General features: G+C 63.0%; 23 protein-coding genes and 1 pseudogene. 9 read left to right on the top strand and 15 right to left on the bottom strand.

Going from position 1 to position 24,765, the window contains the following annotated elements:
- Positions 1 to 541: 541 nt before the first annotated feature.
- The 3 genes from ABMA59_RS26665 to ABMA59_RS26655 all read right to left on the bottom strand — a co-directional run bounded on the left by ABMA59_RS26665 (position 542) and on the right by ABMA59_RS26655 (position 3,479).
- Complete coding sequence (locus ABMA59_RS26665) at positions 542 to 958, bottom strand: response regulator (RefSeq protein ID WP_349008474.1); 417 nt, start codon at positions 956 to 958, stop codon at positions 542 to 544.
- A 34-nt stretch (positions 959 to 992) separates the two neighbouring features.
- The gene (locus ABMA59_RS26660) at positions 993 to 2,876 is read right to left on the bottom strand and encodes a sensor histidine kinase (protein WP_349008414.1); all 1,884 of its coding nucleotides are present in this window, start codon (positions 2,874 to 2,876) and stop codon (positions 993 to 995) included.
- Positions 2,877 to 3,101: 225 nt separating this feature from the next.
- Positions 3,102 to 3,479 (bottom strand): FAD-dependent oxidoreductase, encoded by a 378-nt coding sequence (locus ABMA59_RS26655; RefSeq protein WP_349008413.1) that lies wholly within the window; start codon positions 3,477 to 3,479, stop codon positions 3,102 to 3,104.
- Positions 3,480 to 3,568: 89 nt separating this feature from the next.
- On the opposite strand from ABMA59_RS26655, the gene ABMA59_RS26650 reads away from it, so the two are divergent.
- Positions 3,569 to 4,126 (top strand): TetR/AcrR family transcriptional regulator, encoded by a 558-nt coding sequence (locus ABMA59_RS26650; protein WP_349008412.1) that lies wholly within the window; start codon positions 3,569 to 3,571, stop codon positions 4,124 to 4,126.
- A gap of 380 nt (positions 4,127 to 4,506) precedes the next feature.
- Here the strand turns inward: ABMA59_RS26650 and ABMA59_RS26645 are convergent, their stop codons facing one another.
- Positions 4,507 to 4,818, bottom strand: coding sequence for a cupin (locus tag ABMA59_RS26645; RefSeq protein WP_349008411.1), 312 nt, complete (start codon positions 4,816 to 4,818; stop codon positions 4,507 to 4,509).
- Positions 4,819 to 4,921: 103 nt separating this feature from the next.
- On the opposite strand from ABMA59_RS26645, the gene ABMA59_RS26640 reads away from it, so the two are divergent.
- Positions 4,922 to 5,341 (top strand): Lrp/AsnC family transcriptional regulator, encoded by a 420-nt coding sequence (locus tag ABMA59_RS26640; protein WP_349008410.1) that lies wholly within the window; start codon positions 4,922 to 4,924, stop codon positions 5,339 to 5,341.
- A gap of 827 nt (positions 5,342 to 6,168) precedes the next feature.
- Positions 6,169 to 6,753, top strand: coding sequence for a carboxymuconolactone decarboxylase family protein (locus ABMA59_RS26635; RefSeq protein WP_349008409.1), 585 nt, complete (start codon positions 6,169 to 6,171; stop codon positions 6,751 to 6,753).
- Positions 6,754 to 7,121: 368 nt separating this feature from the next.
- Here ABMA59_RS26635 and ABMA59_RS26630 read toward each other — a convergent pair whose 3' ends face one another.
- The 5 genes from ABMA59_RS26630 to ABMA59_RS26610 all read right to left on the bottom strand — a co-directional run bounded on the left by ABMA59_RS26630 (position 7,122) and on the right by ABMA59_RS26610 (position 10,937).
- Complete coding sequence (locus ABMA59_RS26630) at positions 7,122 to 7,370, bottom strand: hypothetical protein (protein ID WP_349008408.1); 249 nt, start codon at positions 7,368 to 7,370, stop codon at positions 7,122 to 7,124.
- Positions 7,367 to 7,975 carry a cysteine hydrolase family protein gene (locus ABMA59_RS26625; RefSeq protein WP_349008407.1) on the bottom strand — a complete coding sequence of 203 codons (609 nt, stop codon included), beginning with the start codon at positions 7,973 to 7,975 and terminating at the stop codon, positions 7,367 to 7,369. The genes ABMA59_RS26630 and ABMA59_RS26625 overlap by 4 nt, the downstream gene beginning before the upstream one ends.
- 5 nt (positions 7,976 to 7,980) lie before the next feature.
- On the bottom strand, positions 7,981 to 10,089 hold the full coding sequence (gene katE, locus ABMA59_RS26620) for a catalase (RefSeq protein WP_349008406.1): 2,109 nt from the start codon (positions 10,087 to 10,089) through the stop codon (positions 7,981 to 7,983).
- A gap of 40 nt (positions 10,090 to 10,129) precedes the next feature.
- Positions 10,130 to 10,369: a hypothetical protein gene (locus ABMA59_RS26615; protein ID WP_349008405.1), complete on the bottom strand. Its 240-nt coding sequence runs from the start codon at positions 10,367 to 10,369 to the stop codon at positions 10,130 to 10,132.
- A gap of 61 nt (positions 10,370 to 10,430) precedes the next feature.
- On the bottom strand, positions 10,431 to 10,937 hold the full coding sequence (locus ABMA59_RS26610; protein ID WP_349008404.1) for a YciE/YciF ferroxidase family protein: 507 nt from the start codon (positions 10,935 to 10,937) through the stop codon (positions 10,431 to 10,433).
- Between the two features lie 225 nt (positions 10,938 to 11,162).
- Between ABMA59_RS26610 and ABMA59_RS26605 the strand changes: the two genes are divergently transcribed.
- From ABMA59_RS26605 to ABMA59_RS26585, 5 genes are all read left to right on the top strand, one after another.
- Entirely contained in the window at positions 11,163 to 11,867 is a 705-nt protein-coding gene (locus ABMA59_RS26605) for a Crp/Fnr family transcriptional regulator (RefSeq protein WP_349008403.1), read from the top strand.
- 670 nt (positions 11,868 to 12,537) lie between these two features.
- Positions 12,538 to 13,791, top strand: coding sequence for a D-amino acid dehydrogenase (locus ABMA59_RS26600; RefSeq protein ID WP_349008402.1), 1,254 nt, complete (start codon positions 12,538 to 12,540; stop codon positions 13,789 to 13,791).
- Positions 13,788 to 14,903: an alanine racemase gene (alr, locus tag ABMA59_RS26595; protein WP_349008401.1), complete on the top strand. Its 1,116-nt coding sequence runs from the start codon at positions 13,788 to 13,790 to the stop codon at positions 14,901 to 14,903. Before ABMA59_RS26600 ends, alr begins: the two co-directional genes overlap by 4 nt.
- Before the next feature lie 48 nt (positions 14,904 to 14,951).
- Complete coding sequence (locus ABMA59_RS26590; RefSeq protein ID WP_349008400.1) at positions 14,952 to 16,217, top strand: Glu/Leu/Phe/Val family dehydrogenase; 1,266 nt, start codon at positions 14,952 to 14,954, stop codon at positions 16,215 to 16,217.
- 29 nt (positions 16,218 to 16,246) lie between these two features.
- Complete coding sequence (locus ABMA59_RS26585; protein ID WP_349008399.1) at positions 16,247 to 16,762, top strand: uroporphyrinogen-III synthase; 516 nt, start codon at positions 16,247 to 16,249, stop codon at positions 16,760 to 16,762.
- A gap of 274 nt (positions 16,763 to 17,036) precedes the next feature.
- Here ABMA59_RS26585 and ABMA59_RS26580 read toward each other — a convergent pair.
- The 5 genes and pseudogenes from ABMA59_RS26580 to ABMA59_RS26560 form a co-directional block, all read right to left on the bottom strand.
- Positions 17,037 to 18,283, bottom strand: a pseudogene (locus tag ABMA59_RS26580) (saccharopine dehydrogenase family protein).
- Between the two features lie 38 nt (positions 18,284 to 18,321).
- Positions 18,322 to 19,419, bottom strand: coding sequence for a carboxynorspermidine decarboxylase (locus ABMA59_RS26575; RefSeq protein WP_349008398.1), 1,098 nt, complete (start codon positions 19,417 to 19,419; stop codon positions 18,322 to 18,324).
- The gene (locus ABMA59_RS26570) at positions 19,416 to 20,255 is read right to left on the bottom strand and encodes a hypothetical protein (RefSeq protein WP_349008397.1); all 840 of its coding nucleotides are present in this window, start codon (positions 20,253 to 20,255) and stop codon (positions 19,416 to 19,418) included. The genes ABMA59_RS26575 and ABMA59_RS26570 overlap by 4 nt, the downstream gene beginning before the upstream one ends.
- The gene (locus ABMA59_RS26565) at positions 20,252 to 20,782 is read right to left on the bottom strand and encodes a PTS sugar transporter subunit IIA (RefSeq protein ID WP_349008396.1); all 531 of its coding nucleotides are present in this window, start codon (positions 20,780 to 20,782) and stop codon (positions 20,252 to 20,254) included. The genes ABMA59_RS26570 and ABMA59_RS26565 overlap by 4 nt, the downstream gene beginning before the upstream one ends.
- 181 nt (positions 20,783 to 20,963) lie before the next feature.
- Positions 20,964 to 21,521: an NUDIX hydrolase gene (locus ABMA59_RS26560; protein ID WP_349008395.1), complete on the bottom strand. Its 558-nt coding sequence runs from the start codon at positions 21,519 to 21,521 to the stop codon at positions 20,964 to 20,966.
- A gap of 682 nt (positions 21,522 to 22,203) precedes the next feature.
- Between ABMA59_RS26560 and ABMA59_RS26555 the strand changes: the two genes are divergently transcribed.
- Positions 22,204 to 22,503: an XRE family transcriptional regulator gene (locus ABMA59_RS26555; protein WP_349008394.1), complete on the top strand. Its 300-nt coding sequence runs from the start codon at positions 22,204 to 22,206 to the stop codon at positions 22,501 to 22,503.
- 1,486 nt (positions 22,504 to 23,989) lie between these two features.
- Here the strand turns inward: ABMA59_RS26555 and ABMA59_RS26550 are convergent.
- Positions 23,990 to 24,739 carry a sulfite exporter TauE/SafE family protein gene (locus tag ABMA59_RS26550; protein WP_349008393.1) on the bottom strand — a complete coding sequence of 250 codons (750 nt, stop codon included), beginning with the start codon at positions 24,737 to 24,739 and terminating at the stop codon, positions 23,990 to 23,992.
- Positions 24,740 to 24,765: the final 26 nt, after the last annotated feature.

Below are 24,765 nucleotides of genomic sequence, written 5' to 3'. Positions count from 1 at the left end.
TATGATGACAGGCATTGGAAGCGTTCCGTCTCCGACACATCCCGCCAAAGTTTCTGGCCCACGAAACGGAGTGTAGGAGCGCGCTGAAGCCGCTGCTGGACGGACTGCTCGACATGGCCGAATCCGCCGGTTGGAGCCGCCGGACGGCTGCTTCAACACTGATGTACCTCGCCGCGCAGCACGTGTCGACACCGACAACGTCCGTTGGTAGCGGATCGTGAAGCTTAGGTCTCGCTGCCGGGCGAGTTATTCCGGTCTTGAGATGGTGGACGCCCGCGAGTTCCACCGATCCGACTCAATTCCGCGGGGTGCTGCGGGCGATCAAAGTTTGTTGCCCGCTCCGCAGCATTATGAGCACCGCGAATTGAAACAGCAGTCATTTTCAGACGTGGAATGAATGACGAAACTTACGCCGACGGCGCGTCCGGTCCGACGGGCGTGCAGGGACTGGGCGAAGTCCTTGGAGGCGGCTACTGCGCCAACCGGGGCTAACCTTATGCAGGAGAGTCCTGCCTAATACCGCGCTCCGGGCTCGACCGCTCTACGGATGCTGCGGACCCTGCTCGTACCTGCCGGCGAACACCGAAGCGATGACATGGGCCAGTACGGGCGGTGGCGTGGGTTTCGTGAATACTCGCAAGGTAGGATACTGCTCACGCAATGCGGGCGTGAGACCTGCTCCCGTATGAACGAGAAGCAGGATACCTTCATCTGCTAGCGCTGTGATAACAGGCCCAATATCGCCGTCAGGCAAGTTGACATCAAGTATGGCAGCTTCCACGCGGTCAGTCGCGACCAGCGTCAGGGCTTGCCGCACAGACATCGCGGGGCCGACGACGACACCACCAGCATTTTCGATCGCGTCAGCCAAATCGAAGGCAATGAACGGCTCGTCCTCAACAATCAGCACGCGCCGGCCACTGAGCGCGGTTCCAGGAGCGGCGTTCGAATCAATCATGGCCTTCACTAACTGACTCATCGTTGCCAAACACTCAACGCTGCAGCCGTTCGAGGGGCGCATTCAACTTGATGTGTAGGCCACCTGGGCGCCAGTCGAAACTGATTGAGCCCCCCAGCTGGCCTGACGCACTGGCGCGGGCGAGCGTGCTTCCAAAACCACTCGACTTCGGCGGCTGGATCTTGCGCTTTGAAACGTGTTCCTTCCATTCGAGTTCCAAATGTCCGTTCGGCACGGACCAATTGATTGAGATGTGACCCTCCGGAGAAGACAACGCACCGTATTTCGCGGCATTCGTCGCCAATTCGTGAAAAATCAAGGCGAGACTTGTGGATGCGTTGGCGCCTAACTCGATTTCCGGACCGTCGAGCTCGATCCGGTGCTCGCCATTCGGGTCCATATGAGGCCTGATCACCTTCTCAATGAGAGGGCGGATCGACGCGTTTTCCGAATGTTCAAGGTCGCTCTTGATCGCGGGCCGGATGAGTTCGTGCGCTTTCGCAAGGGCGCTAAGGCGGCCCTTTAGTGCTTCGCCCATCGCCTTAACCGATGGCGCGGTACGCGCCGTCATGGTTATCATGCCGGATGCGATGGCAAACAGGTTCTTCACCCGATGGTTCATCTCGCGCAGCAGCAGTTGCCGCTTCTCCTCTGCTTCTTTCAGATCATGAATATCAGTGCAGGTGCCGTACCAGCGGGTGATTTCTCCGTCGTCGCCTCGCACGCACTGCGCGCGGCCGATCACCCATCGATATTGGCCCGAACGATGCCGTAGGCGATATTCGATGTGGTACGGCTCGCCTGTAGTCAAACAGTGGCGCCAGACCTGCCACGTCCGCTCCCGATCGTCCGGATGGAACATGTCGTTCCATGCCTCGCCATCTGTAGAGCCGTAAGGGACACCCGTGTACTCGTACCACCGGTCGTTGAAGTAGTCGTGATAGCCATCGGCTCGCGTTGACCAGATCATCTGATCGATCGAGTTGACGATGGCTTCGGACTTGGCCTCGCTAGCTCGAAGTGCGGCCTCCGCGCGCACTGCATTGGTCACATCCGTGACCTGAACGAAAACCCCGCTGCGGGTTCCTGCTGAATCCGTAAGAGGCTGGTACACGAAATCGACGAAGCGTTCCTCCGCAGGCATTCCGGCACTTCGTTGCAGGCTTACGGAGACGGCACGCCCGACGTAAGGCTCCCCGGTATCGAAGACGCGGTCGAGTAGTTCTATAAAGCCTTGGCCGACTACTTCGGGCAGTGCTTCTGCGACCGTTTTCCCTGATATGCCGCTGCGACCGACCAGTTGCTCATAGGCCGGATTGGCAATCTCGATTAAATGTGCGCGGCCACGCAGGATTGCCACTGCTCCTGGTGCTTGAGCGAAGAGGTTGCCGAGTCGCTCGACCTCAGCTTCTGCCTGCCGTCGCGCAATCACCGTATCGGTGGTTTCGTTGCCCTGGTTGAAGATCCCGACCACCGAGCCATCCTCGCCGCGAATGGCGGTAAAGCTGTAGTTCCAGTACGTTTCCCTCCGAACCCCATCCCGCACCATGCGCAGCATCTGATCAAAGGTCGAAAAACCCTCGCCTGTGTTGATCACGCGTGCGAACTGCGGACCGACAACATCCCAGATGTCCGACCATACCTCCGGGCCTGGCCGACGGAGCGCCCAAGGGTGGCGCTCGGCTGGGATCGGTGCCCAGGCGTCATTGTAGAGAAGGCGCAGTTCCGGTCCCCAATAGATTGCGGTTGGAAAGGTCGAGTGGAGGCAGATCGAAAGCGCTGATCGCAGTGATTGTGGCCAAGTACTCGGCGATCCCAGCGGTGTGCTCTCCCAAGCGTGTGCTCGGATGAGACGCCCAAGCTCGCCGCCGCCCGCGAGGAATGTCGAATGCTCAGCCTCATCAGCGGTTTTGGTCATAAGTTCCAAATCGTCTGTCGGCAGAGCCGTCGCGGGGCTGCCGCTGTTCATTGATCGAACTGGGATCGAGCACGCGCACAGATCCCAACGCGGACAGTATGCCTAGCGGCCGTACTCGATATTGTAAATTCAGCCGCGGCCCGTTCTACGGACATGCCGCATGCGCTTCCGCCCCCTATGGAGTGCTCAGACTCTCCAGACAATGTCGGCAAAGTCAGCAATTTATCAGTTGCTCCGTGTTCGCGGTCGAGGGCTGTCTGCAGTCGTCCCAACTGACGGGGACTCGTCCTGCGGGATCATGAGCGCGAATGGCGTGGGCGTCTGCAGTCGCGAGAAGTCCACGTGGAGCAGAACCGAGTCGCGGTCGCGGATTCTGAATTGCGGTACCTTGATGCCTTGCGCAACGAGCCGGTCGGCTACCTTCAGCACCCGCAGGCTGTCCAGCGTCGCGGCGTGGATGACGGCGGCGCGGGACGTGTTCTGCGCTTCTGCCAGAGCGTCCAGGATCACGAAGTCGATGCCGCGCTCAGCAAGCCCGATGGCCGTTGCCAGCCCGGCAGGGCCGGCACCCACGATCACGACTTTTGTGGATATGGCATTCATTGCGTTCGTCCTTCCTATCATGTAAACATGCGTTTACTTACGGCTGACGACGAGTTAAGTCAACAGTAGTTTACATCGGAGCTATCGACATGACACGGGATGCGCAGGCGACGCGCGAACGACTGGCCACAGCGGCCAGGATGCTGTTCTCCCGCCAGGGCTTCGAGCGCACGACCGTGCGCGACATCGCAGCCGAAGCGGGGGTCAATCCGGCGCTGATCAACCGCTATTTCGGGGGCAAGGAGCAGCTGTTCGCGGAAGCCGTCTCGATCGATCTCGAATTCCCGGATCTCTCCGGGGTGGATCGCGATCGCATCGGCCGAACGCTGGCGGCGCATTTCTTTACGAGATGGGAGGGAAACGATGATGACGACCTCCTGCGTGTTCTGATCCGGACGGCGGCAACGAATGGCGAAGCCGCCGCACGCATCCGCGCGATCCTGACCGATCAGGTGACCGCGATGGTGACCCACGTCGCGGGTTCGGATCGGGCGCGCGAGCGGGCTTGCCTGATCGCCACCCAGATCCTCGGCCTCGCCTATGCCCGCAACGTGCTTGGCCTGTCGAACGAGGATGTCGCGCCTGAAACGGCAGTCGCCATGATCGGCGGGACCATCCAGCGTTATCTGCTGGCTGACTTGCCGTAGAGCAGCTACGCGAACAGGAATACGAAGAAGGCAGCGGGAACGTGCAGTGCACGCATCCAGTGCAGGGTCTCGATCTGGCCAGCAGCCAGGCCGCCTGAAGGTGGTAAGACACCACAAGCAAAAGGGCGTATACGCGAGCCGTGCGATCGCCGCTCCAGAACCACGCTGCGACTGCAGTCAGAACGACGACGAGGCTGCCGGTCTTGCCCCCGAGGCTATGCCAGGAATGGAAACGCCCATCCAGCATCACCGCCAGCCCGGCCGTCGAGGCTTGCAGAACCACGATGGCCAGTGACGCGACCGCAAGAAGCCGCACGCACGTCCGGCGCGGCCCAGCCGCCAGGCCTGCGCGGGCGTCTTGCTCCCGGATCATCGTCGAACTAGACGCTGCCAGCGCGTTCTATGACGAGCACCCGCGCTCCGCCCAGCGGATGCGCGACATGCTCGTCGCCATCCTCGGCATGGAAGATGTTGCCGACGTTCAGCCGATGCACTTGTTCGACCCCATCCTGCCTCGTATGCATGTCGACGGCGCCATCGAGCACGACGAACACCTCGGGACCGTCATTGACGTGCCACTTGTAGGGCTGGTCGGTCCAGTGAAGCCGGATGGTGGCGTCGCCGATGCGCTCGATATCGAGAGCGTCCCACGCCCGGGTGCCGGTAAAGCCTTGCGGAAGGATTGTGCGCATTCGGATGTTTCTCCACCTTGTGATGGACTGATGATAGGCATGAAGATCGCGCGGTTCAGCTTGCGAAGCGACGCGATCCCCCTGCGTTTCGAGGTTTCTGGCGATGGAACGGGACAGGACTGACAAGCGCATCCTGGCGCTTCTGGAGAAGAACGCGCGGATGAGCGCGGCGGCCATCGGTCGCGAGATCGGCTTGTCGCGGACCGCGGTGCAGGACCGTATCTCCCGGATGGAGGCGAACGGCGCCATCCAGGGCTATCGCGCGGTTTCGACCGATGACGGCCTGGCGATGGCCAGAGCGATGATCTTCATCGAGATCGCGGAAAGGCCCTGCGACAAGGCGCTCAAATGGCTCGCCGCGCTGCCGGGTGTCACGGCGGTGCACTCGCTGGCAGGCGAGATCGACGCCGTCGCCAATGTGGCCGTTCCAAGCGCAGCCGAGCTCAGCGAACTCAACGATCAGATCGGCAGCAGCCCGATGATCGCGCGTGCGCGCTCGCAGATCATCCTTAGAAGCTACTAAGGACGAGTTCAGCGGCGTAGCCGCTTTCTTTCGACTCTGCGGGCATTAGACCGGAATGGCACGAGACGAAAGCACCTATCACCATGGCGATCTGAAGGGAGCGGTGCTCGCAGAAGCCAAGACGCTTCTCGAAGCGGGTGGCGTGGCCTCGCGATTATCGCAACGCCGTGCTGACAGAACAGCAAGTGGCCATGCTAGGCTAGGTCGAGCAAATCACAGTCTACGCCTCGAATCGACCGAGGCATAAGCGACTCCTTCCGCGCCGTCGGGCTGACAGACTTCAACATCGCCGATATCGCCTTGGCTGCCTCCTTTCGAAGCTTCCTGAGCCGATGTTGCGATGCGGTTGGAGCTCCGACCGAGCCCGACTTTCAGGTTGACGACCCAGGCGTGCGGAAGGAATTAGCCGTCGGCGACCACTAATTGGCGGAGTTGCCGAGAGACCGATTCCCGCTCGAGCGGCGCGTGGGAATGGGGTCTCAGGTCACCAGGCAAACTTTGCCCAACAAGGCCGACCTGAAACGGCGGCTTGCCACCGAGCGGCTGCCTAGCACCGACCATCTGGCATCGACCCCTGACCTGCCAGAGTGAATCCTTTCAGAGATGGACGGACAAAAATTCGTATAGGTCTCGATGACGTTGCCCCAAGTTTTATCCAGTTTGAGTTCGTTTCCGGCCCCGGGTACTGCAAAGTCGGCCCCTTGTCGTCAAGAGCATGACGAGGAGGCTTATTGGCAACTCAGGCACATCGACTTCGCTATCCTGCCCCCACTTCCATCCGTTGAAATTACCAGCAACGATGCGGAAGGCGGCAGGGAACCGAGGAGGTGGAGTTGTTTGTTCGAACGATAGAACCGTCGGAAGCCGAAGGCGAAATCGCGTCCATCTATGACGGCGAGATGGCTTCGATGGGACGCGTGATGGAGGCTACCCGGTGTTGGACAGCCAGGCCTGACATCCTGGCACCGGTAGAGCACCTGTTGCACCAGATCAGAGACGGGTTTTCTCTGGAGTTGGTCAATTTCCGCCTGATCACCTTGGTGGCGGCCAAACATGTGCCTTCCAGCTATTGCTGCCACGTCTATTTCAAAGCGCTGTCCGGTATGATCGGAAGGGAACAGGCGCTGGCCGTGCATCGCGACTATCGCAACGCCGGGCTAACCGAACAGCAAGTGGCCATGCTGGCCTATGCCGAGCAGATCACAGTCGACGCCTCTCGGATTGACCAAGACACGATCGATTCCCTCCGCGCCGTCGGACTGACCGACCTCAATATCGCCGATATCGCCTTGGCCGCTTCATTCCGGAACTTCCTGAGCCGATACTTTGATGCGGTTGGAGCCCGGGCCGAGCCCGAGTTTCTGGATGACGACCCCAGCGTGCGGAAGGAACTGTCCGTCGGCGACCGCTGATCGGCGGAGTTGACGAGAGACCCATTCCATGTCGAGCGGCCGCGCCGGGGTGGAAAACCGACTGGCGGGTTCTGGGCGTGAGCCCGTAGCAGACGGACGATCCGGACCGGGCCTACGCCCGATCTCCTGTTCATCGACGTGGTCGTCCCGGACATGGCAGGGAGGGAACCGGTTAAACAGGTGAAGGTGCTGAAGCCGAACCTGAAGATTCTGTACACTACAGGCTTACACGCGCAACGCCATCGTGTACAACGGCACGCTCCACCACGGCACAGAGCTGTTGTCCAAGCCCTGCACGATCGAAGAATTCGCGGCGAAAGTGAGGACCGTCCTGGATCGATAGCCGGGAACGGCGTGCCCGGTCCCGGTCAGCGGACCATCAAGCCCACAGCCTCCCTGGTGGCGCCGTCTCGCATGCCCTTGAACTTAGGCAAGTCGCTCAATGGCGCAACTAGCAGGATGGCGGGCGAAAGCTTCCTCTTGATGGCATGGTAGAGCTGCGAGCGCGTCTGGTCCGTCCTGATGAGATACAGACCGATGTCGAGTTCGACGGCGTCAGCAAGGATATCCTCGCTAGGCAAGGGATCACGAATGTAGACGAGATAGAGCGTGGTCATCGCCAACTCGTCAGGATTTCGTCGGTCGTCGCGATCTCGACCTGCTCGCTGAACCGCGATGTGTAGAGCGTCATGGCCGCGTCGTGCGTCTCGTCGGCCGAGCCGCAGATGGCATCGGCGGCGACGACTGTGCGGAATCCCCGGTCGATTGCGCCCAGCACCGTTGCGAGGACGCAGACGTCGGTCTCGCCGCCGGTAACGACCAGTGTGTCGACCTCACCACTCCCGAGAAGCTGCTCGAAATGTCCTTCGGTCCACGGCGAATCCACGCGCTTGTCGATGATGCGGGCCGGAGGCGCCAGACGCGCGCGGGACGGCACGAGCCGAAGTGCGGCCGGGTCGACGCGCTCCAGGGTCGAGGATTCCCACTTTCGCCAGTAGCGCTTCCACATCCCAGGCGACGCATTCGCGTTCTCCGCCGGAATGAAGCAGCTGAAAATCGTTCGGTCGGCATGCCGGATAGCCAGTTCCTCGACAGCCGGCAGCACCCGCTCCATCCAGGGATTGGCCCACGGTGAACCCGGCAGGAAGACGGCCTGCATGTCGACGCAGACGTGCAGGCATTTTGCCCCCAGCGGCCCGTGGACCAGTCCCTGGCTCGACATGGCCCCTACAGCTTCACCTTCTGCTCGCGCGCCCAGAGCCGAAGCTTGCGGCAGCTCTCGACGAAGGCAGTGATGTCGTCTGCCGAACCTAGCGCAACCACACCCTCGTCGGGCTCCACGCCGGCCTTGTCGAACAGCGGCTTCGCCGCCTCTGTATGGGCGATGAACTTGCAGTGGGCGAAGGCGTCCGCGACGAAGTCGCGCGCCGTCGCTTCCTTCACGAGCTGTTCTGCTCCTTCCGGACTGACGATGAGCGCGACGGCGTCATACAGAACGGACGGACCTCCATCGATCATCTGCTTGCCCTCGATGACGGAGCCGTCGGCGGCCTCGACGCCGCCGACCTTCGGCGCGACGATCTCCATCATCGCGCCTTCCTTCATGAGCGCCGCCGCCAGCTTCTTCACCAGGGCTCCGTCGCAGCCGTCCGAGACCAGCACGCCGACCTTGCGGCCCTTGAAGCTGTCCGGGCCGTTCTTCACGATCGAAAGCGCGTCGGATGCCGGAAGATCATCGCGCGGCGCAACTGCTGCGTCTGCTTTTTTCGGCAGCTTCCGGATGCCCAGCTTCTCGGCGACCGTCTCGGCCAGTCCCTCGTCGATGTTGAGCAGGTGGGAGACCACCCGTTCGCGAATGACCGGCGTCTCGACCTTCGACAGCTCGAAGGTCAGAGCCATGGCGATGTGCTTCTGCTCGGTCACTGTCTGGCTGACGAAGAACTGCCGTGCCTGGCTGTAGTGGTCGGCAAAGCTTTCCGCGCGCAGTCGCACCTTCTGGCCTTCCTCGGCGTCGGCGAAGGAGCGGAACCCCTTTTGCGGGTGCTCGCGCGGTCCCATGCCCCACGAGTTCGGTTGATAGTTCGCGCGGCCCACAGGGTTGCGCATCGCCATATGTCCGTCCTGCTGGAAATGGTGCATCGGGCATTTAGGCGCGTTGATCGGTATGTGCGTGAAGTTCGGCCCGCCGAGCCGCTTCAGCTGTGTGTCGAGATAGGAGAAGTTGCGGCCCTGCAGCAGCGGATCGTTGGAGAAGTCGACTCCGGGCGGCACGTTCTGCGTCATAAACGCGACCTGCTCGGTTTCGGCAAAAAAGTTGTCCGGCATCCGGTCGAGCACAAGCCGGCCGACCGGCATCGGTTCGATGATCTCCTCGGGAATGATCTTGGTGGGGTCGAGGATATCGAAGTCGAAGGAGTCGGCAAACTCCTGGTCGAACAACTGCACACAGAGTTCCCATTCCGGGAAGTCGCCGGCCTGGATCGAATCCCAGAGGTCGCGGCGGTGGAAATCCGGGTCGGCGCCGTTGATCTTCACCGCCTCGTTCCAGACGACCGACTGGAGACCGAGCTTCGGCTTCCAGAGGAACTTGACGAAGGTCGATTCATCCTTGGCATTCAGGAAGCGGAACGTGTGGACGCCGAAGCCTTCCATGAAGCGGAATGAACGCGGGATCGCACGGTCGGACATGACCCACATGATCATGTGCATGGATTCCGGCGTCAGCGAAATGAAGTCCCAGAAATTGTCGTGCGCCGACTGGGCCTGCGGGAAGGCTCGGTCTGGCTCCTCCTTCACTGCGTGCACGAGGTCGGGAAACTTGATCGCGTCCTGGATGAAAAAAACCGGGATGTTGTTGCCGACGATGTCCCAGTTGCCCTCCTGAGTATAGAGCTTGACCGCAAAGCCGCGCACGTCGCGGGCGAGGTCGAAGGAGCCCTTAGCGCCGGCGACCGTCGAGAAGCGCACGAAGGCGGGCGTCTTCTCGCCGGCGCGCTGGAAGATGTCGGCGCGGGTGTATTTTGCGAGCGACTCGTACGTCTCGAAATAGCCGTGCGCGCCGTAGCCTCGGGCATGGACGACGCGCTCGGGAATGCGCTCGTGGTCGAAGTGGAAGATCTTCTCGCGAAAGTGGAAATCCTCGATCAGCGTGGGTCCGCGTTCGCCGATCTTCAGCGTGTTCTGGTCGTCGGCGACGGGACCGCCCTGAGCGGTGGTGAGCATTTCCGTATCGCCTTCGGCAATCTGATGCAGTTCGCCGCCGTTTCCGCGGACGAGCTTCTGGTCGTGGATGCTGGCTGCCTTGCCGGGTGTTGTCTTGGCTGGGGTGCGGGCCATGGGATTTCCTCGTTGATAACGCGGACGAACTCCGTCCGGATCAGCCAGGCGGACGCCTTGGGCGTGGTTGTGGTTGGCGCTCCCGGCTGCGCGGGTCGTCTCCGGACAATGTCTGCTGCGGAAATCCGCCGGCTACATCCGGAATGGCGGGATTGAAACGGCGCAGCTGCACGATGCGGGTGTCGGCAGACTGAGCCTCACGGGCGGAGAGAAGCCGCTGGAGTTCGGACGCGAGCCCGTCGCCGGAACGGGCGATCCTGTGGAGTGCCAGCAGATGCATGGGATGCCTCCGACGCCTCAAGCAAACGACCCGGGAAGCGATCTCCCGGGTCGTTCGTGCTTCAGGCGGCTTTGCGTGCCTTTGCCCTGTCATTGGCCGAAGCGTCGGCGAGCTTTGTCAGGTCGCTGTCGGTCTTTGACTCTTCCTGGAGCGTGGCGTCGAGCAGCTTGGCCGCGTCGGCCATGCCGAGTTCGGTCGCCCAGCGCTTCAGGGTGCCGTAGCGGGTGATCTCGTAGTGCTCCACGGCCTGGGCGGCCGAGATCAGGCCGGCATCCAGTGCTGCCGTGTCCTTGAACTCGTCCATAATCTCTTCGCCCTCAGCGATGATTCCCTCAATAGCGTCGCAGGTCTTGCCCTGCGCGCGCTTGCCGATGATTTCGAACACCTGCTGCAGGCGCTCGACCTGACCCTCGGTCTCCTGTTGGTGCTTCTCGAAGGCAGCCTTGAGCTCATCCGACTGCGCGGCGCGCTTCATTTTGGGCAGCGCTTTCAGGATCTTGCGCTCGGCGTAGTAGATGTCCTTGAGCGTATCGTGGAAGAGGTCTTCCAACGTCTTTTCCTTGGCCATTTTCATGTCCCTTTCGCGAGATTCTGGGCGGGGCGCGACTTCACGCGGACGTGATCGCTCACTTTTAACGTGGGCGCTCACTCACCGTTCCCATTCAATTTTGATAGGGTTTCGATAGCAGCCGCGACTGCTATTCGGTTGTTCGGCGCGCAGGGAGGGATCCGAAGTGAGATATCGCGACGAAAAGAGGGCGTGACGATAATGCCGTCTGCTATCGAGCTACTCATGGCCAACCTGCGCCGCCGCGACGTTCTTCCAACTGGCGAGGCAGAGATGCTCGAAGCGCTGCATTTGCGTAAAGCAGACTTCGCCAAAGGAGAAGAGATTGTCGCGGACGGATCGCGCCCTCATTCAAGTTGCCTTCTGGAGGAAGGGCTAGCCGCTCGATCGGTCGTCCGCGCCAACGGCTCTCGCCAGCTGACGGCTCTCCACATCGGGGGCGACTTTGTCGACCTGCACGGGCTAACCTTGCGGGAGATGGATCATGGCGTCGTTGCGTTGACGGCTTGCAAGGCCGTCTTCGTTCGCCACGAAGAAATCCGGACGATCACGGAGCGCGCGCCTCATTTGACGCGGCTGCTGTGGCTGCTCACAACGGTCGACGCGGCTATCCAGCGCCGTATGACGACGCTCATGGGCAGACATACGCCGCTCGAGCGGCTGGGACACCTGCTCTGCGAAATGTATGTGCGTAAGGAAGCTGTCGGGCTTGCCCAGGAACAACAGTTCAAATTGCCAGTGAGCCAGGCGGTGCTTGCGGATCTGCTGGGATTATCGGTGGTGCATACCAACCGGATAGTGAAGGACTTGCGCGCCACGGGTCTGGTCTCATGGCACCAGCATAATGTTCGGATCCATGACTTTCCAAAACTGGCTAGGGTCTCGGGCTTCGATGCGGCCTACCTTAGTTTCCGATGCGAACCCCGATAGACCGTGGTTTCGCGATGGGTCTGCGCGGGTTGCAGCTTTCGCGCTCCGGTTCCCGTCTGTTCGAGCCTTGGCCTCGCTTTGTCGATGCACGAGGAAGGGGTTTATCCTTACGCTGGTTCCAAAGTGCTCGGCGGGCACAGAAGAAGGTTCGGTTGACGGTCGTGAGGAATGTCCACGTGATGAACCGGTCCTGAGCCCAACATTTTTGTAGTCGTGTCATGCCATTTTGGGATGGATGGCAACCTCCTTCTACGGCCGCAAGAATCCTGGCGTCTCACGGGACCGCTGCCGTCACTAATTCAACCCGTTCTCCCATACGCCAACTGGCCACTTCGAACTTGATCCTGAAGTTGAACAATCCGGCTATGGTGCTATGTTGACCGCGCCACCCCAGCCGCGAGCAAACGATTGCGTCGTCAGCCGCAGACAGACCGGAAGAATTCGAGGACCCGCATCCGGTTCATGAACCATGCGGGAAGCCTCATCGCGTGCATCTAGCCCTGGCGCGGCCGCGAGGCCGTCGACCGGGGGCCGGAAATCCAACCAAGCCTGAAATTCGGTTCTGATTTCCGGGTCCGCCACCGCCGACCCGGTGGAGATGCATGATGTTCGAGGCACTTTCCGGCCGCCTAAGTGCGGCTTCCCCCATCTTCGTCCGCGGGAGGCGGACATGAGGATCATCGTCGTCGGAAGCGGGGTCATCGGCGTGACCTCCGCGTGGTATCTCGCGCGCGCCGGGCACGAAGTCATCGTGTTAGACCGCCAGCCGGGTCCGGCTCTGGAAACCAGCTACGCCAATGCAGGAGAGGTCTCTCCGGGTTATTCGTCCCCTTGGGCGGGACCGGGGGTGCCGCTGAAAGCGATCAAGTGGCTGCTGATGAAGCACGGGCCGCTCGCGATACGCCCGAAGCTCGATCCCGCCATGTGGTCATGGCTCCTGAGGATGCTGTCGAACTGCACGTCGTCCCGATACGCGGTGAACAAGGCGCGCATGGTTCCGATCGCGGAATACAGCCGGGACTGCCTCCGTGAGCTCAGGGCGACGACGGGGATCGAATACGACGAGCGGACCCATGGCACCCTGCAGCTGTTCCGGACGCAGAAGCAGCTCGACGGGGTTGTCGGCGACATCGAAGTCCTAAAGCAGTTCCGCGTCGAATTCTCGGTGCTCGCGCCGTCGGGGTGCGTCGCTGCCGAACCGGCCTTGGCGCGCGTGAGCCACAAGATCGTCGGGGGTTTGAGGCTTCCCGGCGATGAAACGGGCGACTGCCGCATGTTCACCGAGAAGCTGGCGGCCCTCGCGTCGGCCTCGGTCGACTTCCGGTACGGCGTCGCGGTCGAGGCCGTCGCCCTGGAGGGCGGCAGGGTCTCGGCTGTCCGCACGGCGGAGGGACTGCTGCCTGCCGATGCCGTCGTCATCGCGGCCGGGAGCTACTCGCCGCGCCTGCTGGGGCCCGTGGGCATCCACGTCCCCGTCTATCCCGTGAAGGGGTATTCGCTGACGATGCCGATGACGGACGAGGCTGCCGCGCCTGTGTCCACTGTGATGGACGAGACCTACAAGATCGCCATCACGCGGCTTGGCGACCGCATCCGCGTGGGCGGAACCGCCGAAATCTCGGGCTTCGACCTGTCCCTGCCACGTTCGCGCCGCGCGCCGCTCGAGCATTCGGTGACCGACCTGTTCCCGGGAGCAGGACGCGCCACCGAAGCCTCCTTCTGGTGTGGCCTAAGGCCCATGACCCCGGACGGCCCGCCGATCCTGGGGGCCACGTCCGTGCCGGGCCTCTTTGTGAACACCGGGCATGGCACGCTCGGGTGGACGATGGCGTGCGGTTCGGGCCAGGTCCTTGCTGACATCGTGTCCGGAAAGGCTCCCGAGATCGACGTGACCGACCTCGGTCCGGGGCGGTACAAATCATGAGCCCCGCAGCGTCGCGCGCAGGAGCGATCCTGTCGGTCGATCTCGATGCGGTGGTATCGAATTGGCGGCTGCTGTCGAAGCTGGCGGAGAAGGCCGAATGCGCCGCGGTCGTGAAGGCCGACGCCTATGGGCTGGGTGCGTCCGAAGTCGGCCTCGCGCTCCAGTCGGCCGGATGCAGGACCTTCTTCGTCGCCCATCTTGAAGAAGGTCTCGAACTGCGGAAGGCGATCGGGTTCAGCTCCCGCGTCCTCGTCCTGAACGGCACGCCTGCGGGCACCGAAGGCGATTTCCTCAAATCGGTGCTGATCCCGGTCGTCAACACGGCAGGAGAACTCGCGGCGTGGCGCGGATATGCCCGGGACAAGGGACGCAGCATGCCCGTCGCCCTCCAGCTCGACACGGGCATGTCGCGCCTGGGCTTGTCGCCCGGCGACGTGGCGATGCTGGCAACCGACCCGGCCCTCTTGAACGGCCTCTCCGTCGAGCTGGTCATGAGCCATCTCGCCTGCGCCGACACCGCTCCCCATCCTGCAAACCGCAGGCAGCTGCGCGAGTTCGGCAAACTGCGGACCGTGGTTCCAAAGCACGCCAAGTCCTCGCTGGCCAATTCGGCCGGAATCCTGCTTGGAAAGGACTTCCATTTCGATCTGGTCCGTCCTGGAGCGGCGCTCTACGGCATCAGTCCCGTCGTCGGGCAGACGAGCCCGGTGCGGCAGGCGGTGACGGTATCGGCCCGCGTGCTGCAGCTCCGCGAGGTGCCGATCCACACCCATGTCGGCTACGGCCATGCGTCGAGGATGCAGCGGCGATCGCGGCTCGCGACGCTGTCGATCGGGTACGCCGACGGCTGGCCGCGGGGGACCGCTCTTTCGGCGTTCTATAAAGGGCATGCGATGCCGTTCACCGGCCGCGTGTCGATGGACAGCATCGTCGTAGATGCGACCGACTGCGCCGACACCCCGCGCGAAGGCGAATTCGTGGATCTCATCTGCCCTCGCCAGACGGTGGACGATGTCGCCCGTGCCGCAGGCACCATCGGCTACGAGATCATGACCCGCCTCGGCCGCCGCTTCGCCCGGGACTACCGCCGCCACGCGGCGCTCGCCGCGTGATCTCGGCAAGCACGCCAAACCTACGCATCCACCAATGAAGGAGACATGATGCAAGAACATTCCCTGCTCGATGACGCCCTGGTTCGCCTGGACGAGGCGGCCGCCCACCTCAGCATCGATCCCGACGTCATCGAGAAGCTCAAATACGCTCGTGAGACCACCAAGGTCAGGCTCATGATCCGCATGGACGACGGATCGCGGAAGTCCTTCCTTGCCTGGCGATGCCGCTACGACGACACGCGCGGACCGACCAAGGGCGGTATCCGCTTCCATCCGGCGTCGACAGCCGAGGAAGTCGAGACGCTGGCGTTCTGGATGACCTTCAAATGCGCGGTAATGAACCTGCCATATGGCGGCGGCAAGGGAGCCGTCCAGGTGGACCCGCGCACCCTGTCCAAGGCAGAGCTGGAACGGCTGTCCCGCGCCTACATCCAGGCCTTCGCGCGCATCATCGGTCCCGATCGGGACATTCCCGCGCCGGACGTCTACACGAACTCCATGATCATGGGCTGGATGGCCGACGAGTACGCGCAGATCGTCGGCCAGCACGAGCCGGCCGTGATAACGGGCAAGCCGATCTCGCTTGGCGGGTCTCTCGGGCGGGGCGACGCGACCGCGCGGGGCGGCTACTACCTCGTCCGGCATCTGGCATCGGACCTGCAACTCGGGCAGACGATGCGGGTGGCGATCCAGGGCTTCGGAAATGCCGGACAGCATATCGCGCGCCTGCTTGCCGCGGACGGCCACAAGATCGTCGCCGTCTCGGACTCGGAGGGAGCCGTTCTTTCGTCGGCCGGACTGCATGTCGACCTTCTGCTCGATGCCAAGGCGAACGGAAAGCCTGTCAGCAGCACAGTCGGTACGGGCGGTCACGAAAGGATCGCGGCTGACGAACTCCTCGCGGTCGACTGCGACCTGCTCGTTCCGGCGGCGCTTGAGAACATGATCCATGAAGGCAATGCCGCATCGCTCAAAGCCAAGCTCGTGCTCGAGCTAGCCAACGGCCCGGTCACGCCGGAAGCGGACGAAATCCTCGAGAAGCAAGGAACCGTCGTCCTTCCCGACATCCTCGCGAACGCCGGAGGCGTGACCGTTTCCTACTTCGAGTGGGTGCAGAACCGGCAGGGCTTCTACTGGCCCGTCGAGGACATCCACGATCGGCTGAAGACCATCATGGAACGGGAAGGCCGTGAAGTCTGGAACGTAAGCCGTGACAAGCAGGTGACGATGCGGACCGCAGCCTATGTCCATGCGCTCGGCCGTCTCGCCGATGCAATCGAGGCACACGGCACGCAGAGCTTCTTCACGAGCTGACGATTGATATACCCGCGCCGGAGAGCCGAGTGAACCTGCTGCTTACCCGTCCAAAGGCGCAGGCCGACGCGCTGGGGGAAGCCCTGCGAAGCCGTGGCCACGGCGTTCATGTCGCGCCGCTGCTGCGGGTGGATCGGCTGCCGTTTGACGACACGATCCTCCGCTTGGCCTCGGCGATCATCTTGACCTCGGCCAATGCGGTTCCTGCGCTGAAGGGGCTGGACCCGGCTGTCCGGGTGTTCGCGGTGGGGCCCGACACGGCGTCCGCCGCGGAGGCCGCAGGCCTGTCCAACATCGTGGCGGCCACCGGCACGGCTTCCAGCCTTCTGGAAATGATCAGACGTCACTGGCGGCCCCAGGACGGCCCGCTCGCATATGCCAGCGGCCGACACGTTTCGATGGATGTGGCCGGGGCCCTGGCGTTGCAGGGCTATAGCTGCGGTCGCGTTGAAGTCTACGCGACCAGTTCGGCTTCGCGGCTGCCCGACGAGGCGGCTGCCTTCTTCGGCGCGGAGAGTTCGATGCCGTACTGTTCATGTCGGTGAAAACAGCGGACGCCTTCTCCGGACTGGTCGCCTCAGCGGGTATTTCCCATTGCTGCAGGACGGCACGGTCCCTGTCGCTGTCGGACAAGATCGCCGGGCGGGTGGCGCATCTACCGTGGATCGAGTCCCTATCGGCCCTCCTGCCCACCAGAACCGGAATCCTTCGCGCGGTCTACGAACTGGAGGCTTGGGGCCACCCAGGAAAAACCCGGCAGAGAACGATCTGATGTCGGACTTACGGGCGCGCCACAGGACGACGCGCCCGCCTGAGAAATCAAGGGAACAGCAAGACCCGATCGTCGCATCCTTCGCTGAGATGCGTGGACAGTCCGAGCTTGCCCAGGAGTCCGAGGAACGGCCGCGGCGGCAGCTCTTCCACGTTCGCCATCCTGCCGATGTCCCATCGACGCGTCGCGACGAGGATGGCTGCGGCGACGGCCGGCACGCCGGCCGTGTACGAGATGCCCTGGCTCCCGACCTCCTCGCAGGCCTCCTCGTGATCGGCGACGTTGTAGATGAAGATCTCGCGCTCGCGGCCGTCCTTCACGCCCTTGGCGAGGGTGCCGATGCAGGTCTTGCCCGTGTAGCCGTCAGCCAGTGACGACGGGTCCGGAAGCACTGCCTTCACCACCTTCAGCGGGACGACGTCGACTCCTTCGGCGGTCGTGACGGGCTTCTCGGACAGGAGACCGAGGTTCCTCAGGACGTTGAAGACGTTGATGTAGTGGTCGCCGAAGCCCATCCAGAATCGCACGTTCGGGATACCAAGGAGCTGGGACAGCGAATGCACCTCGTCATGTCCCGTGAGGTAGGCCTTCTGCCGCCCGACCACGGGAAGTTCCCACTCCTGCCCGACCTCGAACATGCGGTTGGAAGTCCATTTCCCCTCCTGCCACGACCAGACCTGCCCGGTGAATTCCCGGAAGTTGATCTCCGGATCGAAGTTCGTGGCGAAGTACCTGCCGTGGCTGCCCGCGTTGATGTCGATGATGTCGAGCGAATCGATCCGGTCGAAATAGTCGTCCTTGGCCAGCTTGGCGTAGGCGTTCACTACACCTGGATCGAAACCCGCTCCGAGGATGGCGGTCACGTTGGCTGCGGCGCATTCCTCGCGGCGCTTCCACTCGTAGTTCGCGTACCAGGGCGGGGTCTCGCATACCTTCGCGGGATCCTCGTGGATCGCGGTGTCGATGTAGGCGGCGCCTGTGGCGATGCAGGCCGACAGCACGGACATGTTCAGGAACGCCGAGCCGACGTTGATGACGATCTGCGCGCCTGTGCGCCGGATCAAGTCTTCGGTGGCTGGGGTATCGAGCGCGTCCAGTTGGTGGGCCTCGAGCCGGGCATGCGTCTTCAGTGCGTCCTGTCCTTCTCCCGTATCGAAGCGATGATCGCCTCGCACTTTTCCAGCGTCCGGGAGGCGATGTGGATGTCGCCGAGGATGTCGTTGTTCTGCGCGCATTTGTGCGCGACGACGTTCGCGACGCCTCCAGCGCCGATGATCAGGACGTGCTTCTCCATTTCGGGGAGGGTTCTCCTTCCTTGTTGGGCATGAATTTTCAAGAGAGGCTGGATTCGTAGTCGGCGTAGCCGAACTCGCGGACCGTGCGGACGGAGCCGTCGAGTTCGCGCACGGCGATGGCAGGCATGGCCACGCCGTTGAACCCGTTCTTCTTCACCATGGTGTAGCCGGCCGCGTCCTGGATCGAGACGCGGTCGCCGACGTCGAGCGGGGCCTGGAATCGGAAGCTGCCGAAAATGTCCCCGGCCAGGCAGGACTTGCCGCAGACCATGTATTCGAAAGGACCACTGTCGGGCGCGACCTTGGCTTCCTGCCTGTAGATCAGGAGATCCAGCATGTGCGCCTCGACCGAAGCATCGACGATCGCCAGCTTTCGCCCGGTGTCGAGCGTGTCGAGGACCGTCACCTCCAGCGTCGTGCTGTCGGTGATCGCCGCCTCGCCGGGTTCGAGATAGACCTGCGCCCCATATCTTTCGGAGAAGCGCTTCAGACGTTCGCACAGAGCGTGGAGGGGATAGCCGTCGGCCGTAAAGTGGATGCCGCCTCCCAGGCTGATCCAGTCGGCGTAGCGGAGAAGCTCGCCGTACTTTTCCTCGATCCGATCAAGCATGCCCGAGAACAGCGAGAAGTCGCCGTTCTCGCAGTTGTTGTGGATCATGAAGCCGTTGATCCGGTCGAGCACGGATTCGATCCTTCCCGGATCGGTCTCGCCGAGGCGGCTGAACGGCCGCGCCGGATCGGCGAGGTCGAAGTGCGAGGCGCTGATGCCCGGGTTGAGCCGCAGGCCGCATGAAAGGCCGCCTAAATGCGCGGCGAACCGATCGAGCTGGCCGATCGAATTGAAGATCATCTTGTCGGCGAACCCGGCCGCTTCGTCGATCTCGTGATCGGCCCAGGCGACGCTGTAGGCGTGGGTCTCGCCGCCGAACCTGGTGCTCCCGAGCCGGACCTCGTTGAGGGACGAAGACGTCGTGCCGTCCATGTAGGGACGCATGAAGTCGAACACGCTCCAGGCCGCGAAGCACTTCAGCGCCAGCAGCGCCCTCGCTCCCGACTTCTCGCGCAGAAAGGCGATCCGCTCGAGGTTGCGGAGCAGCCGGGACTTGTCGATCAGGTAGTGCGGGGTCTTCATCATGCTTGGCCATTGCCTTTTCGGACGGCCGACCTCTTCAGCGGATCGATTACGGCGAGGCCGAGCGCGCGGCGTTTCATCGAGCGCGCCGCCAGCGACACGTTGACGGACACCTTCGTCGCGTAGGACTCGGCGAACGATCGGCTCTCCCCGTCGAAAAGTCCCTGGCGCATCGCGGGGGAGCGCTCTGCGAACCTGTCGGGAGCTGGACGGAAGCGGCCGTCGGCGACCGTTCCGATCCATTCGCAGACATGGTCCTCGGGCTCCCGCAGCCGGGCGAGCAGTTCCAGATACTCTTCCTGGAGTGCGGGCGTGTCGTCCCGCCTGCTTGCGTCGGACAGGCGTTGGATATCGCAGGCAAGCGCATAGGCGTCGCGTCGCGGTTTCCGCCAGTAGACGCGTCTGCCGTCCGCCACGTCCAGGTATTCGTCGGCTGCAGCCACCGGGATCGCTTCCGCCGCGTGCGGCGCGAACAGCATCAACGGGTCGGCTCCGCCACGACCCGCAAGATCATTCTCGCCAGGACGAACGCCGCGCGGCCTGAACTCCAGCAGCTTCAGCAGGGATGCGGAGACCTGCCAGCTACCCGCCGACACGGCAGCCGCGTCCTGCACCGTCATCCCGCCGGTCGCGTAGAGCGCGTGAGCTACCGCCAGCCTGATGCAGGTCTGCACGCCCTGCGTCCCCCCGGCGGGCGCCGTCGACAAGGTGTGGCGGGACCACGACTCGATCACGCCATTGACGAACTCAACGTCGCATCCGAGCGCATCGGCCATCTCCTGACCGGACATCCGCCCATCCAGCCAACGTGAGGGACGGTCCATCGCGATCGCGCTCATCGCCAGCTCCCCCTCGCTGCCGCGCGGCTCCGGGGCGCAGCGAGAGCCGACAGCCCGGCGATGGAAGGACAAGCCGCGTCTGCCGGGTCACGAAGATGCCGGAGGGCTTCCTCGGCCGATGCCGAACCCCTGAGCCGCCTCAGGACCTGCGGATCGGAGAGCCGCCGGCAGAAGTGCGCAAGCGCTGTGAGGAAGTCCGAGGAGCCGTTCCGGGGCCAGATGACGGCCAGAACGACATCGACCGACTGGTCGTCCGGCGCGTGGTAAGGGATCGGAGCCTCGAGAACAGCAAGGACCGCGGCGGGTTCCTGCAGTCCGTCCAGCATCGCGTGGGGAATGCCGATGCCTTGTCCGATCGCGGTCGCGCCCAGCTTCTCCCGGCCGAGCAGAGCCGACAGAACGGAAACGGCGGACATTCCGCTCCTTGAAGCAAGCCGTCGTGCCAGGACCTCCAGTAGCGGACGTTTGGCCTGCAGCGGCACGCGCACCAGGACGTCCTGCGGATGCAGGATATCGAGAATTTCCATGAAGGACTCCCCGCCACGGCCGAACGCCGCAGGCGACCGCCCGCGATCGCGGGCGCGAAGATCGAATGAGGTTGCTGTAGCCTGGCGGACCCGGACGCTGAGCCAGGGGTCAGATCGCGTCCGGGTTAGATGCCCGCTTTGAGCAGGCGCGCGCCGTCGAGGCGCACGAAGGCTGGCAGTTTCAGCATGGCGCGAACCTATCTGCTCCTGCCGACGAAGCAAGCCCTGAAACCCGTTCGGTCGTGGCCACGAACAGTGGGCTGCCTGTCGGCAGGACCGGTCTGACGGGTGTTGCGCCGGAGACGAGAGACCGGAACAGGTCGCGGAGGCCGGGGTCCTCGACCGCGACCGCCGCTTCGGCGGCAGGCATCCACCGCCGCGTCACCTTCACGTCGTTCGGCCAGCTGACCAGGCTACCCCAGACATGGAGTCCATGGACCGTGACTTCCACAGCCTTGTAGCTGTCTCCGGCCGTGTGTCTCAGCGCGACGTAGCGTCCGATCGGCTCGGGGCCAACCCTTCCAGTGACGCCCGCGTCGTGGAAAGCCGCGCGGTCTGCAGATTGGATGCCGGTTCTCGTACCCGAACAGCGGGCTGCCGGGATCCGCCAGCTGCCGTCCCGCCGCGGGCGAAGCAGCAGCACTTCCAGCGTTCCGTCGCCGCTCATGCGCCACGGGAGCGCGGCATGTTCCTTCAGGAGGCCGTCAGAGACGACGGTTCCGCCGATCGACTGCATCATGACCGCGCTCCCATGTCCAACGGGACGACGTGCGAAAGCGCAGGCATCCGGAACGGGCCCGGGGAGCGATGCACAGGAGTCAGACACCAGGGACAGCGGCTGGCGGACAGCGGGAGATTTCGGTTGCAGGGACGGCAGACGAGCCGTGAACGGGGAGTTCTCATCGTACGCTCCATCGATGCGGCGATTGGCGCCGCAGGGGTAGACCGCAGGTTTCGTAGAGATGTCCCGGAGCAGGATCAGGTGCGGAATTCAGGGTGAGGAAGCCCGCTCCGGGGGCGGACGCGTCCGTTCCCGGCAAGCCTCGAAACCTTGATGAAAGTGTCCATGCACATGGCTGTTAGATAGGGCTTCGCGGCTTGCTTTCCGAGGCGACATTATGCCGCCAAAGCGATGCCCGGCATTGCTGGAGTCATACTGATGTGCCTGCTTTCTGGCCGAACCGGGCGGACCGCAGCTGTCTATCATCGACTTCATTGCGAAGCGGCCTACTATCGGCGCCTGTTTTCTCCACGGACCTACGCATGAGAGAGGGCACGGCCCTTGAATCGAAACTGGTCGCCGCCACGTTGCGGCGAATCTTGCGACGAGGAGTTCCACCTCCACCGGACCCCACGCCGCCCTTGCAACCGAAGAGCCGCAGGAGAAGATTGGCCGCCACGAAAAACCGAAGGAGGATGGCATGATAACTGGGTCGCAGTGCCGGGCGGCAAGAGCGCTAGTCGAGATCACCCGCGGGAAGCTCACGATCCGCTCCGGAATCGACGAAACCGTAATTCACGACTTCGAACGAAAGCTCGACAAGCCGGATGGAGTCACCATCAAGGCGCTCCAGGCAGCGTTGGAGGAACTCGGCGCCGTGTTCATCGACGAGAATGGCGGCGGCATCGGCGTGCGGCTGAAGTTCACCGAATCTGAAGCGAAACGGATCGCACGCTTGGAGGGCGAAGGAGGGATCGTCGCGAACGACCGGGTGCCCTGATGCATCTGGCTGCGCGATCCGCACCGCACGCGCGCCAAGCCCTCATGCGACCACCACGCCGTGCTAGACTGCGTGGCCTGTGCCTGTGCGAATCCGCGATCGTGCCTTTCCCCCGACCCAGGCCTCGGTCGCGTAGGCGACTCGCGCATGCGTTCCGATAACTGGGCCTGCCGCGAAATCGAACCGCATTGTCGGGGCCGTGCCGGAGCAGGCCGTTACATGCAGCGTTCAGGATGGCCGTCGCCCGCTCTGGCACGGCTCACGACAGAGCCTGGACATCCTGATCTGCTTGCACAGCGCGAGCTCAACCAGGCCGCCCATCGCGATGGCGCGCAGTCGCGAGAGGCTTGTCTCTTCAGATCACAAGGAACGCGATGATCATCATGCCGAGGAGTCCTACGGCCACGATCGTACTGGTGGTCAAGTCCATTACTGCCTCCTTCACTGCATCCTAGCCGCCGTCAGGAGCCGGTCGGCATGCGTCGATATCCGGGCATCTCGTGTCGAGGTTTCGATGTTCGAGGGGACCAGCCCTGCCACGACACGGGGGATGTCGTTCCGCGAGATGCCGATGTCTTCGAGCTGTCAGTCGTCGAGACGATGGAGCGCTGCTGCCGCCTGGCCGCGGTGCCAACGATGCGTCGCGCGGGAGATGAGATCCGCGACTGTCGCGCGCAAACCCGCGCGACGGGTTGATGCTGGATGGGTTCCTGATCGCTTGAATTGGGACATGATTGCCGCTCCGTTCAAAAAGTTGATCGAGCCGCGCGCGCAGGAATGCGAAGGCGGCGTGCATTGCGACGGGTGCGTTCACGGGAGGAACGCGCCATCGCGATATGCTCTGATTGTCTTCTTGGAAGCCCCGAGGCGGCGAACGCGTGCGTTCGAGCCGCTCGGGGCTAGGAGCGGGTCAGGGATGGCGCTAGAAAAGCAAACCAGTTATTCTTTTGGCGGAAATTCAACATATCAAATATATAGTCAATTCTGCGAAATATTTCAACAGACAAAGATCAACTGCGGCCTTGCGTCGCTGGTTGCCTTTGCTCGATTATATTTGACTTTGCTATTTAACTGGTCATGATGTGAGCCATGACTAGAATTCCTTCATACGGACTCCCCTTCCGTAGGCGGCCCCAAGCAGGCTTGTAGCCCTGGTCCGCGGCGAACGCCCAGGACCAGGGCTGCCCTTTCCATAGAACGAAACATTCCCGCCGGGGGTTCGAGCGTTCCGACGCGGCCCAGGCGCTGGGACATTGGAAGAAGGAATTCCGAAATGGCGACGAGAAGAGGCAACCGCGAAGTCCGAAAGCCTAAGCAACCCAAGGAGAAAAAGGTTCAGGCTGCGTCGACAGTGTCGGCGATCGCCGCGCCGAAACTTGGAGCAAAGCGGCGTTAGCGTTTCGGAACGGGCAGGGCCGCGTCAATACGGCCCTGCCGCGCCTCCAAAGTCTTCGGATCGTGGTCCGGCGACATGCCGTCAGCCCGTTCATGCCACGAGCCTCCAGAAGAACACGGTACTCATCGTGACGCCGACCGCGATGACCCCTGCTCTCACCATCCACGCCGGAAGGGCTCTTGCGACAGGGGCGCCGACATAGCCGCCCATCGTGGCCGCCGCCATCATCAGGGCCGCCTGGGGCCATGCGACGATGCCCGCCGCCGCGAAGGTGGCGACTGAAATCGCGGAAAGCACGAAGGACAGCGCGTTCTTCAGCCCGTTCATCACGTTGATGTCGCGCATACCCCACAGGGAGAAAAACGCCAGCAGCACGATCCCCAGTCCGCCGTTGAAGTAGCCGCCGTAGACGGAGACGAGCAGCGTGCCCCAAGGTCCCTCCGCCTTGCCGAAGCTGTGCCGGCTGGCCCAGCCCTGGATGCGGGGGGACCGAACGCGAATGCGACGGTCGCGAGCATCAGCAGGAACGGCACGACGAACGCGAAGGCTTCGTTGGAGGAGACGAGAAGGAGCAGGGAGCCGATGAGTCCTCCTATCGCCGTGAAGGCTACGATGCGCAGGAGACGCGGCAGATCGAACGCCTCGAGTCTCCCGGCGAAAGCCGATCGCTCCTCCGAGGTAGCCCGGGAACACCGCGACCGCGCTGGTCGCATTCGCGGCAACAAGCGGCACGCCCGTATAGACGAGCGCAGGGAATGTCAGGAACGTCCCTCCGCCCGCGATTGTGTTCAGCACTCCGGCGAAGAAAGCCGCCGCGGCAAGGACAAGGTATTCGGTCATTCGTTTCTCCTGCGCCGCCGCGGACG

Origin of the sequence: Mesorhizobium yinganensis, assembly GCF_040081985.1 — a bacterium.
Taxonomy (GTDB): domain Bacteria; phylum Pseudomonadota; class Alphaproteobacteria; order Rhizobiales; family Rhizobiaceae; genus Kumtagia; species Kumtagia yinganensis.
The sequence above is the reverse complement of the archived record's forward strand: the minus strand, read 5'-3'. Positions and strand labels throughout refer to the sequence as shown.